Source organism: Arthrobacter sp. B10-11 (genome assembly GCF_033142195.1).
Classification (GTDB): Bacteria; Actinomycetota; Actinomycetes; order Actinomycetales; family Micrococcaceae; genus Arthrobacter; species Arthrobacter oryzae_C.
In genome coordinates, this window is sequence record NZ_JAWMTH010000001.1 from 842401 (window position 1) to 855491 (window position 13091).

10 protein-coding genes, 2 tRNA genes and 1 pseudogene are annotated in these 13091 nt (G+C 66.8%); 2 read left to right on the forward strand and 11 right to left on the reverse strand.

The window, feature by feature from the left end:
* Positions 1-11: 11 nt before the first annotated feature.
* Positions 12-1301: an ABC transporter substrate-binding protein gene (locus RW112_RS03980; RefSeq protein ID WP_317780493.1), complete on the reverse strand. Its 1290-nt coding sequence runs from the start codon at positions 1299-1301 to the stop codon at positions 12-14.
* A gap of 267 nt (positions 1302-1568) precedes the next feature.
* Between RW112_RS03980 and RW112_RS03985 the strand changes: the two genes are divergently transcribed.
* Positions 1569-2771, forward strand: coding sequence for an ROK family transcriptional regulator (locus tag RW112_RS03985; protein WP_317780494.1), 1203 nt, complete (start codon positions 1569-1571; stop codon positions 2769-2771).
* A 91-nt stretch (positions 2772-2862) separates the two neighbouring features.
* Here RW112_RS03985 and RW112_RS03990 read toward each other — a convergent pair whose 3' ends face one another.
* From RW112_RS03990 to RW112_RS04035, 10 genes and pseudogenes are all read right to left on the reverse strand, one after another.
* Positions 2863-3522 carry an SDR family oxidoreductase gene (locus RW112_RS03990; RefSeq protein ID WP_317780495.1) on the reverse strand — a complete coding sequence of 220 codons (660 nt, stop codon included), beginning with the start codon at positions 3520-3522 and terminating at the stop codon, positions 2863-2865.
* A gap of 9 nt (positions 3523-3531) precedes the next feature.
* On the reverse strand, positions 3532-4479 hold the full coding sequence (locus RW112_RS03995; protein ID WP_317780496.1) for a hypothetical protein: 948 nt from the start codon (positions 4477-4479) through the stop codon (positions 3532-3534).
* Between the two features lies 1 nt (position 4480).
* A complete protein-coding gene (locus tag RW112_RS04000) occupies positions 4481-4990 on the reverse strand; it encodes a sigma-70 family RNA polymerase sigma factor (protein ID WP_317780497.1) in 510 nt (169 codons plus the stop codon).
* Positions 4991-5130: 140 nt separating this feature from the next.
* Positions 5131-5916, reverse strand: a pseudogene (gene yidC, locus RW112_RS04005) (membrane protein insertase YidC); the annotation flags it as partial.
* Positions 5917-6062: 146 nt separating this feature from the next.
* Positions 6063-6136 (reverse strand) — tRNA-Met (locus RW112_RS04010).
* 61 nt (positions 6137-6197) lie between these two features.
* A tRNA-Thr gene (locus tag RW112_RS04015) sits at positions 6198-6269 on the reverse strand.
* A 269-nt stretch (positions 6270-6538) separates the two neighbouring features.
* Entirely contained in the window at positions 6539-8728 is a 2190-nt protein-coding gene (locus RW112_RS04020) for a DEAD/DEAH box helicase (protein WP_317780498.1), read from the reverse strand.
* Positions 8729-9130: 402 nt separating this feature from the next.
* Positions 9131-9784, reverse strand: a complete 654-nt coding sequence (locus tag RW112_RS04025; RefSeq protein ID WP_317780499.1) for an MOSC domain-containing protein — start codon at positions 9782-9784, stop codon at positions 9131-9133.
* 52 nt (positions 9785-9836) lie between these two features.
* Positions 9837-10511 carry a response regulator gene (locus RW112_RS04030; protein WP_317780500.1) on the reverse strand — a complete coding sequence of 225 codons (675 nt, stop codon included), beginning with the start codon at positions 10509-10511 and terminating at the stop codon, positions 9837-9839.
* The gene (locus RW112_RS04035) at positions 10508-12172 is read right to left on the reverse strand and encodes a sensor histidine kinase (protein ID WP_317780501.1); all 1665 of its coding nucleotides are present in this window, start codon (positions 12170-12172) and stop codon (positions 10508-10510) included. The genes RW112_RS04030 and RW112_RS04035 overlap by 4 nt, the downstream gene beginning before the upstream one ends.
* A 187-nt stretch (positions 12173-12359) precedes the next feature.
* Here RW112_RS04035 and RW112_RS04040 point away from each other — a divergent pair, with 187 nt between their 5' ends.
* On the forward strand, positions 12360-13091 hold the full coding sequence (locus RW112_RS04040) for a Tat pathway signal protein (RefSeq protein ID WP_411709851.1): 732 nt from the start codon (positions 12360-12362) through the stop codon (positions 13089-13091).

Here is a 13091-nt window from a genome sequence, read left to right on the forward strand (position 1 = left end):
CGGGTGGGGGTTCAGACCGCGGTACGCTCGGCGACTCGGCGCCATTCGTCATCGAGGGCGGCGAGGAACTGCTCGCCGTTCTTGCTGTACACGAAGGACTGGATGTAGTTGTTCACGGGCACCGACGGCGGGAAGTAGGTCACGGCGCCCTGGAAGTAGCGCGCCTCCTCCACTGCCGCGTTGAGTCCGCTGATCTGCGGATTGCTGACCGCGGGCGCGTCCTTGAGCGGCGAGAACGCAGCGTTCTTTTCGTTGTATGTGTTCACCACGGACGGCTCCAGCAGGTAGTTCACGAACCGCTGTGCCGCAGCCATGTTGGGCGTGCTGCGGGTGATCGAAAGCGCCATGTCCACGTTCACGCGGGCCTTGGTCTCTGCGGGGTTGTTCGTCACCGGAAGGGGGAAGGTTCCCAGCCTGATGTCCTTGTTGGCGGCGACAAGCTGCGAGAGGGCCCACGGACCCTGCAGGTACATGGCCGCCTGGCCCTTGGCGAATGCCGCGTTGCCGTCCGCGTAGTTCTTGCTGGCCGCTCCGTTTTGCGAGTAGGAGGCGAGCTGGAGCATCTTGGGGAGGGCCGGGCCGAAGTTGCTGCCAAACGACTCGGCGGAGTCCTTGGTGATGCGGGCCCCCTTGGCGTTGAGCCTGGCGAAGAATTCCGCAACATCCAGCGCGCCGCCGGACGCGTAGTCGAACATGCCCTGGGCGAGGGTCCAGGGGTCTTTGTACGTTCCATAGATGGGGGTAATCCCGGCCGCCTTGAACTTTTCGCAGGCAGCAACGAACTCGTCCCAGGTGGTGGGTACGGAGACGCCCCGGGCTTCGAAGATGTCGCGGTTGTAGATCACGCCCGCTGCCGCCAGCGAGAACGGCAAGGCGTTGATTTCGTTGCCGTTGTACTGGCCCCAGGAGTTGATGAGTTCCTGCATCTTGGGGTCGATGGTGCCGGCCACGGGCATAGCGGAGAGGTCTGCGAAGATGCCCTTCTTGACGAAGTCGGCGGTGGCCTGCGCGAAGCCGCGGGTCACCACGTCCGGCGGATCATTGCGGACGAGGCCGGGAACAAAGTTGCCCTCGTTGAAGTCCTGGACCACGCGGATGTCCGGGTTGAGCGCCTCGAAGTCCTTGATGACCTGGTTGAAGTAGTCCACCACCTCGGGCTTGTTCTGCATGAAACGGAGGGTGGTGGTTCCGTTCTGCGTGGAAGGCGTGGCGCCGCAGCCGGTCAGGGGAACCATGAAGGCGGCCCCGGCGAGGCCTGCGGCACGGAGCAGGGAACGGCGGCTGGGCAGCGATGCGGGCACGGCGGATCCGAACAGAGGTGCGTTCACAGGGCGGTGGCCGGGGTGCGGGGATGGCGGCGCGCTGACGGCGGTGCAGGCGGGCAGTGCTTCAGGATGCGGTTCACAGTTGCTCCTTTGCAAAAGGCTGGGTGGGGGGCTGGGAGAAGAGCTGGCGGTCGGCGGCCGCCCGGCCCGCCTGCTCTGCGTTGTCTACGTTCAACGTTTATTTGGAATCTAAATTTAGTTCCTCCAGTATTATGTGGTGCAAAGCACAGAGAGGTCAACACCATGTCGGAAATTACGGCGGCCACGCCCCAGCTGTTGCGGCGCGTGAGCGCCGGAGCCGTGCTGGAGTTCATGCGCGCCTCGCAGGCGGTGACGGTCACGGAAGTCATGGAAGCCACCGGGCTCACCCGGGCCACGGCGATTTCCGTCTGCGAGGACCTGATGCAGCGAGGCTGGATCAGGGAGCTGGAAAACCAGCGGGCCTTTGGCGGCTACCAGAAGGGCAGGCCCGCGCGCCGGTTCGAGCTCAACGAGCGCGCCGGCTATGTCCTGGGCATGGACGTGGGAATCTCCAAGGCCACGGTGGTGGTGTCAGACCTCCGCGGCAAGGCACTGGGCCGGTCTAGCCAGCCTTTCGCCGGCGCCGAAATTACGGCAGCAGAACGAGTGGCCGTCGTTGACCGGACCGCCCTGATGGCCCTGCACAGCGTGGGGGCCTCCCCTGACTCGGTGCTGGCCGTCTGCGCCGGTATTGCGGCCCCGGTGGACCGCAACGGCGAAGTGCTGGTGACCCAGCACTTCTGGGGATTGTTCGACGTCGGCCTGAAGGCTGCGCTACGGGACCTGCGGGGGTGGACGGTGCTGCTGGAAAACGACGCCAACCTCGCCGCACTGGGCGAGCGTTGGCGCGGAGCGGCGGCCGGTGTGGACGACGTCGTGGTTATCCTCGCCAGTGAGCGCCTCGGTTCGGGCGTGATCGACGGCGGGCGGCTGCTACACGGGCGCGGCGGCGGCGCCGGTGAGCTTGCGTTCCTGGACATGCTGGAAGGTGTGGGAGACACGTTCGGCATCGCGAACCTGGCCCGGACCTGGGCTGCCGACGCCCTCGCCGGGAAGGCAAAAACCTCGCTCCGGGAGCACGCCGGCGACGGTGTCGAGGCCGAGCACGTATTTGCCGCTGCAGCCGCCGGAGATGCCGTGGCGCTCAAGATCCTGGACCGGCTGGCCGAGAGGATGGCAAGGGTGATCGGAGCCGTGGCCACCATCATCAACCCGGAACTGGTGGTCATTGGAGGTGCGGTGGCAAACTCGGCGGGAGTGCTGCTGGGGCCGATCGCCGAACGGCTGCCCGGGTTCACCGCTACTCCCCCGACCGTGGCGGCCTCACCGCTGGGCGACTCGATCGTGACCGTGGGCGCCGTGCGGTGCGCCCTGGACTATGTGGAGAAGAACACCCTCGACCTGGAGCTCGCCTTCCCGGCCTGAGCGGCTCCTGGAGCGCGAACGGACATTTGAGGCCCTGGAATCCAGGGGCCCCAAGTGTCCGTTCGCGCTGAGCCCGCTCCCGTTGTGATGCTTATTGGGCCGGCTGCAACGCCGCGGCGACGGGCAGGGTGCCGTCCCGGAACTCGATGGTGCGTCCGGCGGTTTCCGGCAGCCCCAGGACCGCGGCCGTCACGAGTGCCACGTTGGCCCGCGAGGTGGCGGTCCCGGCGGAGGTGTCTGCAGGGTTGACGTCGATGAGCCCGTTGCCCGGGCCGTCCGTCAGGGTTCCGGGGCCCAGGATGGTCCAGGCCAGGTCCGTGCCGCGCAGGTACTGGTCAGCGGCGGCCTTCGCCTCCGCGTAGGCGTGGAAGCTGTTGTCCGCCGGAACGCCGTGGTCCGGTCCTGCGCCGAAATAGGACACCATGACATACCGCCCGACGCCGGACTCCGCCGCCGCGTCCATGGAACGGATGGCGGCGTCCCGGTCCACGGCATAGGTCCGTTCGGGGTTCCCGCCGCCGGCACCGGCGGACCACACCACGGCGTCCTGGCCGCTGAGGGCGGCGGCGAGTTCCGCCGTCGTCGTATTCTCCACGTCCAGGACCGACGGCGTGGCGCCCGTGGCAGCGACGTCCTCCGTATGGTCCGGGTTGCGGAAGAAGGACGTGACGTCCTCACCGTCCGCCGCGAGGATTCTGGCCAGTTCCAAAGCCACTTTGCCGTGGCCGCCGATGATTGCGATGCGCGTCATTGACCCAGCTTACGAGTACTTCAGGCTGAGCAGGAGCGCTTTCAGCTGCGCGTACCGTTCGCTCGCCATCCAGGCTTTCGCATCATCGGCAGTGGCGAAGACGGGCTGCTTTTCGTAATCGAACACCACGTAAGCGGCCATGATCCCGTTGGGGAGGGACATTTGGTTGGAACCGGATGTGGTCTGCGTAAGTTGGAACTCGCGCGCCAGGCGGACGTCCATAAAGTAAATCGGGTTGGAACTGTTTGCCGCGCCGGTCGGCTCGGACATCCCCGGGTATGCGACGGGAAGGACCTCGTCCGAGGCGAAGCCGAACTCGGCCGGGTTCCCGGATACATCCGTAATGCCGGGCACGGTGGCATGGTCGAAAACGGTCCGCCTGACGCTGCCGGCAGCGCCGTCGCCATAACCTCCGCTGAGGATTCGGGCCATTTCCGCCCCGGAACCGTCAAGCACCACCGCGAACAACGAGCCGGTCTTGTCCTCCTCGCTGATGTAGGGGCCCTGTTCCGTCCGCACGCTCCAGCCTTCCGGGTAGTCGAAGGAGAGGTGACCGTCGGGGAAGATGAAGGTTTCCAGCACAGGCGCGGCGCTGGTTTGCGACGGCGCCGCCGCAGCCGCGGTAGTCGGAGCCGTCGTAGTCGTCGCCGTCGGGGACGGCGTCGGCATTTCCGATGCCGTGACGGTGGCGGCCGGTCCCGGCGCGGACGACATCGGACCGAGGTTCGTGGCAGCCAGGACACCAGCGGTGACGGCCGCCGCGGCCAGCGTGACCGCCCCGGCGATACGGGCGCGGCGCAGCCGTCGCTCCTCGAGCGTGGTCCCACCGGCCGGGAGCCTGTCGCTGAACACGGCCGGATCGGCAAGCATCCGGCGAAGGGCAGCTTCGCCGTCTGGTGTGGACGGATCGTTGCGCACGGGATCCGTCGCGGAAATCATGGTCTTGATCGGATCCATTTCAGGCACCCATCCTCTGTGTGATCGCTTCTGCGCCCGCAGGCATGTGTTTCCGGAACGCTGCCCGCGCCCGGTGTAGCCGGACCTTGGCGGCGGACTCGCTGCACTGCAGCACGCCGGCGATTTCCGCCGTGCCCAAACCGTCCCAGTAGGCCAGCTGGAGAATGTCCCGGTCTTTTTCGCGCAGGCCGGCCAGGGCGTCATGCACGGCCAGGTTTTCGGAGCCGGCCCCGAAACGGAGGACTGCCGCGGCTCGCAGCTTTTCCTGGAGCGCCCGTTGGCGGTCACGGCTCCGGTACGCATTTCCGATCATGTTCCGTGCGACGGTGACCAGCCAGGCGGTATCCGTCCTGGGTTGATCGCCCCACTTCTGCCACACCACCCGGAAAACGTCCGCAGCGATTTCCTCGGCCACTTCCGGGGATTCGACCCTTCGCCGCACGAACCTGAAAATCGCCGGATAGCTGTCTTTGTGCAAGGCAATAAATGCCAGTTCACGCTCGGAAAGCACGGTATCCCCCTGATGTGTAGCTCTGAGCCGCCTTCTATCTGTATTGTTTCCGGCCCGCAGCCACCAGTTACACGGGCCGCAGGAAATTTTGCTTCCTCTCCGGATGGCCGGTGTCAGGACTCCCGGCCTCGACCGCCTGCCCGGTCGGTAACGATGAATTGCTGGGCCAGGGTCCAGAGGTTGGAAACGGTCCAGTAGATCAGGACGCCGATCGGGAAAATGATGCCGCCCGCGCCGAAGACGACGGGCAGGATGTAGAGGATCACCTTCTGTTGGACCATGGCCGGCCCCGCGGCGGCCTCCTCGGGCGTGCTGCTGGCAAAGATCAGCTTCTGCGTGAGGAACTGCGCCGCCGTCATGGCCAGGATCATCACGATGGCCAGCACGGCGACTGCACCAGCATCGCCCGCGCCGCCGTGGAGCAGGGACGCTGACAGGGTGGCACCGAAAATGCTGGACTGATCGAACTGCACCACTTTTTCATGGCTCAAGGCGCCGATGCCCTCGTTTTGGCGGGCCGCCCCGGATATGCCCGAGAGCACCTGGAACAGGGCGAGGAAGAAGGGCGTCTGGATCAGCAGGGGAAGGCAGGCCGAGAAGGGGTTGGTGCCGTGTTTCTTGTACAGGGCCATCTGTTCCTGCGCCATGGCCTGGCGGGACAACGGATCGGCCTTGCCCTTGTACTTGTCCTGGAGCTTCCTGAGGTCCGGCTGCAGGAGCCGCATCCGCCGCTGGGCGTTGACCTGCTTCAGGAACACGGGGATCAGTGCGGCCCTGATAACGAGCACCAGTCCGATGATGGACAGCGTCCAGGTCCAGCCCGACGCCTCCGGCAGCCCGATGGCGGTCAGGCCCCCGTGGAAGCCCACCATGATGACGGAAACCAGCCACCGGAAAGGCACCATGATTGATTCGACGACGTCCACTGAGTTCCCCATCCGCCAGTTGCTGCAAAGCTACTGGCAAACGTGGCGGTTGTCACTGGCAGCGGACAGCGGCGACGGTTCTCCCGGCCACAAACGCGGACACAGGAAAGCCCCCGGAATCTCAAGGATTCCGGGGGCTTGTCCTGTAGCGGTGGGGAGGCTCGATCTCCCGACCTCACGATTATGAGTCGTGCGCTCTAACCAACTGAGCTACACCGCCACGAATGAGAAAAACCTGTGTCAAGCCGGTCAAAACCGCCTTGACACAGGCCCTCATCCAGAGCCCCCCACCGGAATCGATCCGGTGACCTCGTTCTTACCAAGAACGCGCTCTACCACTGAGCTAGGGGGGCAACGAGTAAATACTCTACCGGAAGATTCCGCTCCCAACAAATCGGGACCGGGACGGGCTCCGGAAGCGGTGAAACGCGCCGCAAAGCCCGGAAATCCGGGGTCAAATGTACTGCCGAAGAGCCGTGCAGGGCCCGTTGCGGCAACCTCGCCTGCCCGGTGTGACGAAGCGTACACGGGCGGCGGAGAGGCAACCGGCTTGGTCGGACCTTAAATGAAAACGGGCCGGCTCGAAAGCCGGCCCGTTCTCAGTGCCTGGTGCTGCTAGGGCTTACCACTTGCCCTTGCGGTTGAAGTCACGCTGTCCGCCGTCGTTGCCGTGGCGGGGCTTGCGTGAGCCGTCACCGTGGCCGCCGAAGCGGGAGTCGCTGGCCTGGCCGCGGGTGGGGCCGCTGTCGGCACCGAAGGAACGCTCGGAACGCTCGCTGTACGACCGTCCGCCGCGGTCAGCGGAGGAACGCTCGCCGTCGTTCTTGCGGAATTCCTTCTTGAACCCGCCGTTGCCCTTGAAGTTGCCGCCACGGTCGCCGCCGCCGGAGTAGCCGCCGCGGTCGCCGCCACGGCTGCCCTGGTAGCTGCCGCGGTCGCCGGACGGCTTGCGGCCGTTGTCCAGCTCGAGGTGGATCAGCTCGCCGCCGATCCGGGTGCGGGACAGGGCACGCAGCTGCTCGGGGCTCAGGTCCGCCGGGAGCTCCACGAGGGAGTGGTCCGAGCGGATGTCGATCCCGCCGATCTGGGCCGAGGAAATGCCGCCTTCGTTGGCGATGGCGCCGACGATGGAACCCGGCATGACGCGCTGGCGGCGTCCGACGGCGATCCGGTAGGTGGCGTTGCCTTCGGTCAGCGTGCGGGTCGGTCCACGGGAGCCGAAGCCGTCCTTGGAGCGCTCGCGCTTCTGGAACTCGGGAGCTGCCGGCAGTTCCTTGACCAGCAGCGGCTGTCCGCCCTGCGCCATGACGGCCAGTGCAGCAGCGATCTCCGAGGCGGGCACATTGTGCTCTTCCTCGTAGGAGGAGATGAGGTCGCGGAACGCGGCAACGTCCTCGGACTCGAGGGTCTCCGTGATGCGCTCGGCGAACTTGCCCAGGCGCAGCGTGTTGACGGTCTCGGCCGTGGGCAGGTGCATCTGCTCCACCGGCTGGCGGGTGGCCTTCTCGATGGAACGCAGTAGGTACTTCTCCCGCGGCGTCATGAACAGGATGGCGTCGCCGGAACGGCCTGCACGGCCGGTGCGGCCGATGCGGTGGACGTAGGACTCGGTGTCGTGCGGGATGTCGTAGTTGACCACGTGGCTGATGCGCTCCACGTCAAGGCCGCGGGCCGCGACGTCGGTGGCCACCAGGATGTCGATGCGGCCTTCCTTGAGGGCGTCGACAGTGCGCTCGCGCTGCTGCTGCGGGATGTCGCCGTTGATGGCGGCAGCCTGGAAGCCGCGCGCCTTCAGCTTGTCGGCCAGGTCCTCGGTAGCCATCTTGGTGCGCACGAAGGCGATGACGCCGTCGAACTCTTCAACCTCGAGGATGCGGGTCAGGGCGTCGAGCTTGTGCGGGCCCATGACCTGCAGGTACCGCTGGCGGGTGTTGGCGCCGGTGGTGGTCTTGGACTTGACGGAGATCTCGGCCGGGTTGTTCAGGTACTGCTTGGACATGCGGCGGATCTGGCTGGGCATGGTGGCCGAGAACAGCGCGACCTGGCGGTCTGAAGGCGTCTGCTGGAAGATCTGCTCCACGTCTTCGGCGAAGCCCATGCGGAGCATTTCGTCGGCCTCGTCCAGCACCAGGTACTGGAGTTCGGACAGGTCCAGGGAACCCTTGGAGATGTGGTCGATGACACGGCCGGGGGTACCGACGACAACCTGGGCGCCGCGGCGCAGGCCGGCGAGCTGGGGGCCGTAGGCGGAGCCGCCGTACACCGGGAGGACGGTGAAGTCGTCGATGTGCTTGGCGTAGGAGGTGAAGGCCTCGGCAACCTGGAGCGCCAGCTCACGGGTCGGGGCAAGGACCAGTGCCTGCGTCTTGCGGGACGGGCCGTTGAGGTCGTGGAGCTCGGCCAGGCGGGACAGCGCCGGTACTGCGAATGCTGCAGTCTTACCGGTGCCGGTCTGGGCCAGGCCCACAACGTCGCGGCCTTCGAGCAGCAGCGGGATGGTTGCTGCCTGGATCGGGGACGGCTTCTCGTATCCGACATCCTGCAGTGCGGCGAGAACGCGGCCATCGATGCCGAGGTCGGCGAATCGGATGCCTTCTTCTTCGTCCTCGGCATTGGGGGCCTCGGCCTTGGGGGCCTCAGCTTTGGGGGCTTCTGCGGCGGGACGCTCCTCAGCGGCAGGCGCTTCGACGGGTGCGGGCGCTTCGGTGAAGAGGGGGGCGGAGCCGGCTTCGGGAGCAGCGGTCTCGGGGGTTTCGACGGCGGTTTCGGCAGTTGCTGCGTCGGTGGTGGCGTCGTTGTGATTTTCGGGCATAGGGAAGTTTTCCTCATCCATAGGGGGCCAGGCGGCACAACCCGAGGTGAGCGGAGCCGCAGTGCATGTGCCGTTTGGATGCCGGGCAAACATTGACCGGCCGGTCACGTAGAAGTCCGGCGCTTTCGCAATCCCGTGGCAGGACTTCCCGCTGCATCTCTTGGCTGCTATCCCAGCAGTCTGTACAGCGTTTTCTTTAGCCGGCTCTCCCTATGAAAATGCCCGCATCGCTTGTGCGGGCCCCAACACTTGCCAGTCCTGCCTCAAAAATTGGGCAGGAATAAGGGATTTCCGGAGTGGGGGATATTTCAAGTGTAAAGCATGCTTCCGCCTTGCACTAACCCGCGGGCCGCCAAGCACCGGTGACGTTGCACACACGGCGTTGCAGACGGCCCGGCACGCCTAGGCGCCCAGTCGCCGCTGGAGCTTCTCGAATTCCTCGTGGTACTCCGGCTGCAGGCGGATCTCGCCGTCCGCGTCGGCGTCACGCAGTGCTTCCATGATCTCGATGGTGGGCTCGCTGAACCAGTCGCCGATGGTCACTCCGTGGGTGGGGACGAACAGCCGGTGGATGTGGTCGCCCGCGCGGATGCTGCCTACCTTGATGACCCGGAGGTAGGTGCCCACCCGGCCGGCCGCCGTGAATCTCTTGACCCACTGGGCCTCATCCATGCGGCGCTGGAACGTGGCGCAGGGGACGCGGGGAGAGGTGACTTCGACTTCGACGTCCAGGCCGATCCTCCACCGTTCGCCGATTACCGCGGTGGTTGTCCCGACGCCGGCAACCCGCAGGTTCTCCCCGAAAATCCCGGGCGGCAGTTCCCGCTGCAGCTCGCCCACCCAGTAGTCGGCGTCGTCCTGCGAATAGGCGTACAGCGCCTGGTCCACGCCGCCGTGGTGGATGCGGCTCGCCTGGATATCCCCGTGGAGGCCCAGCTTATGCACCTTGACCGGGCCGTCCACGGCACGTTTGTCGATGGCAGTGACGCCCACGCTCCCTTCATCGCTCAGGAGCTGGTGTACCCGGCAAACGGCAAGCACAGATGCGGTGTCCATGGCACCAGTGTAGGCGGGCATCGCCGGCGGCGGGCGTCAGCGGGAGCGGGCGTCAGGGATCGAACCGGTACCCCATGCCGGCCTCCGTGTGAAGGTGGCGCGGTTTGGCCGGGTCCTGTTCGAGTTTGCGGCGCAACTGGGCCACGTAGACGCGAAGGTACTGGGTCTCCTTGGCGTAGGCCTGGCCCCAGACCTGGGTGAGGAGCTGCTGCTGGCTGACCAGCTTCCCCGCGTTGCGCACCAGCAACTCCAGGATGTTCCACTCCGTCGGGGTGAGCCGGATTTCGTGCCCGTCCCGGACCACCTTGCGGGCTGCCAGGTCCACCACGAAGTCCGCGGTTTCCACCGTGGGAGCCTCGCGCTGCGCCGGCGAGCGCCGGGAGGCTGCGCGCAGCCGCGCCAGGAGCTCGTCGAGGCCGAACGGTTTGGTCACGTAGTCGTCCGCTCCGGCGTCGAGCGCGTCCACTTTGTCTTCCGAGGCGTGGCGGGCGGAAAGCACAATGACGGGCACGGAGCTCCAGCCGCGGATCCCCCGGATCACGTCCACCCCGTCCATGTCCGGCAGCCCCAGGTCCAGCACCACGATGTCCACAGGATGCTGGGCAGCCATTTTCAGGCCGTCCGCTCCGAATCCCGCCGTGATGGCCTGGTAGCCGTGGGCGCGCAGGTTGATCTGCATGGCCCTGGCCAGCTGGGCCTCGTCTTCGATGATCAAAACCAGGGTCACGGCAGCGGCCCCTCCCACAGCGGAAGGGTGACCACCATGGTCAGCCCGCCGCCCGGCGTCGGCTCCGCTGCAAGGGTTCCTCCCATGGCTTCGGAAAAGCCTTTGGCGACGGCAAGGCCCAGCCCGATCCCCACGGTGCGGCCGCCGCCCGTGCGCTGGGAATCGTTGAGCCGCTGGAACGGCTGGAACATGTCCAGCACGGCTGCCGGGGCCACCCCTGAGCCCTGGTCCACCACTCGGAATTCACTGGCCGGCCGGCCGCCCAGGGCAATCCCCTCCCCCGCACGCGCCGTCAGTACGACGTCGGCATCCGGCGCGTATTTCAGCGCGTTTTCCACCAGGTTGGCCACCACGCGTTCCAGCATTCCGGCGTCGGCCTCCACCCGGGGCAGGTTGGGCGGCAGTTCCACGCGGATCCGGGCCGCGGGCAGGCCCCTGAGTGCATCGGGCAGCACGTCCGTCCAGCCCAGTCCGCCCAGGAGCGGGTTGACTGAGTCCGCCGTTATCCGGGACATGTCCAGCAGGTTGCCGATCAGGTGGTCCAGCCTGTCCGCCGAATCCTCGATCGTGGCGAGCAGTTCGCGTTCGTCCTCCGGGGAAAACCGGACGTCCTCCTGGCGGAGGCTGCTGACGGCCAGTTTGATCCCGGCCAGGGGCGTGCGGAGGTCGTGGCTGACAGCCCTCAGGATGGACGTGCGCATCTTGTTGCCCTCGGACAGGCGCTGGTTGTCCTCCATGCTGGCCACCAGCTGCCGGCGCTCCAGGATGGCCACCAAAAACGCTCCGAAGGCGGCCAGCATCCGCTGGTGCTGGCCGGAGAAGGGCTGGCCGGCCGGCGGCCCGCCGTTGATCAGCAGTGTGTAGCGGGAATCGACGACGACGGCATGCCGGGCGGCCGCATGGGTCACCGGCGGACTGGTCCCGGCGCTGGCAAGGACTGTCCATTGGGTTTGGCTGCCCGGAATCCGGCCCGGACCTCTTCCGGGCGCGGATCCCGGGCCACGGGGATCCCCCGCCGGACTTCCTGCCACCAGGGTTACGGCGTCCACTCCCAGCCTGCTGCGGACCTTTTCGAGGAACGTCTCCACGCTGCCGTCCGAACTGAGGATCCGCAGGGATAGTTCACTCAGCGCCGTGGCTTCGGCCCCGGACCTGGCAGCTTCCTGTGCCCGGCGGGTCGCCAGGCCAACGGCAAGGGCAACGCTGCAGGCGACAGCCAGGAACACCACCAGCGTGAACAACGTGGACGGATCGGCAATGGACAGCGTGCCCACGGGATCGGCGGAAAAGTAGTTGAGGAGCGTGGTGCCCAGGACAGCGGCCACCACCGCCGGCCAGAGGCCCCCGATGGCAGCCACGGCCACCGCGACGGCGAGGTGCAGCAGCATGATGATGCTGAAGTTCCGGTAGCCCGCCAGCGTCACCAGGATTTCCACGGCAGGGGGCAGGACCACGGCAAGGACCATGCCCAGGACGAAGCGGCTCCGGCCGATCCCCTGGAGCTCCAGGCGTCCTGTCCCGGTGCGCGCCGTCCCGGAACCAGGGCGGCCGGTACGCGGGTCGCCGGAACGGGGGTTGCCGGAACGCGGGTTGCTGGACCGTCCGGCGCCGGACCTCCTTGCGCCGGAACGCCCTGAACGGGCGGATTCAACTGCTGCCATGGCTCCATCTTGGCATGGGCAGTTCTCCCCCGTTTTTCGTTAACAGCGCCTCCCTTCAGGCACTAGGCTGACTTCAGGATTTACCCAGCTGCGCCTTTGAACCAGGGCGGACCTGCCACCCGCGTTGCCGTGCGCCTTGCCGCGTGCGTGGCCGGTCAGATTGAACATGGACAACCGAGGGGGACCCATGGACCCGCAGGACCCGAACAAGGATCCAAAGAAGGACCCGAAGAACGCCCGTTCCGGGCACCAGGGCACGGACGGCCAGCCGGCAGAAGCGGCTGGCCCCGGCTCCTCGGAACCGGGCTGGATGACCGCGCCCCAGGACTTCACGCCGCAGCCGCACGATCCCGCCACCGGCCAGCTGCCGCCGTGGCAGGTCCCCAAACCGGAGCTCCGCCCGGAGCTGCTCAACGACTCCGTAGCAGGCAGCAGAGGCCCCGCAGCAGGCAGCCGGCCGCCCGGAGCCGGGAAGCCCGGCCCCGTCATCGACCCCTTTGAACGTGAACGCGAGCGGGAAACAGCGGCACGCAAGAAGCGCTCGCAACGCCGTACCGTCGTCGTCGGCCTGGGTGTTACCGCCCTGCTCGCAGGCACCATCACCGCCATCGTGGCCAGCAACGAGGCGGAAGCCGATTACGCGCAAGTGTGCTTCAACGATGAAACCGGCGAGCGCGTGGAAGACACCCAGTGCGACAACAGCAGCAGCGCCGGCCGGAGCTCCGCTATCTATGCCTGGTACTTCTACTCCCGCGGCTCCAGCGTACCGGCCGTGGGGCAGAACCGCTCGCAGTACCCCAGCTTCACCAAGACCGTCCCGCAGGGGGCGAAAACGTCCAAGGGGTACAGCACCAAGGGCGGCACCGTCAGCAGGGGCGGCTTCGGCAGCAGCTCCAAGGGCGGAAGCACGGGAGGCTAG

What these genes read in the sequence shown, in the direction of transcription:
- RW112_RS03985 (WP_317780494.1), top strand. Translation starts at nt 1,569, where the DNA reads ATGTCGGAAATTACGGCGGCCACGCCCCAGCTGTTGCGGCGCGTGAGC.
- RW112_RS03990 (WP_317780495.1), bottom strand. Translation starts at nt 3,522, where the DNA reads ATGACGCGCATCGCAATCATCGGCGGCCACGGCAAAGTGGCTTTGGAA.
- RW112_RS03995 (WP_317780496.1), bottom strand. Translation starts at nt 4,479, where the DNA reads ATGGATCCGATCAAGACCATGATTTCCGCGACGGATCCCGTGCGCAAC.
- RW112_RS04020 (WP_317780498.1), bottom strand. Translation starts at nt 8,728, where the DNA reads ATGCCCGAAAATCACAACGACGCCACCACCGACGCAGCAACTGCCGAA.
- RW112_RS04025 (WP_317780499.1), bottom strand. Translation starts at nt 9,784, where the DNA reads ATGGACACCGCATCTGTGCTTGCCGTTTGCCGGGTACACCAGCTCCTG.
- RW112_RS04035 (WP_317780501.1), bottom strand. Translation starts at nt 12,172, where the DNA reads ATGGCAGCAGTTGAATCCGCCCGTTCAGGGCGTTCCGGCGCAAGGAGG.
- RW112_RS04040 (WP_411709851.1), top strand. Translation starts at nt 12,360, where the DNA reads ATGGACCCGCAGGACCCGAACAAGGATCCAAAGAAGGACCCGAAGAAC.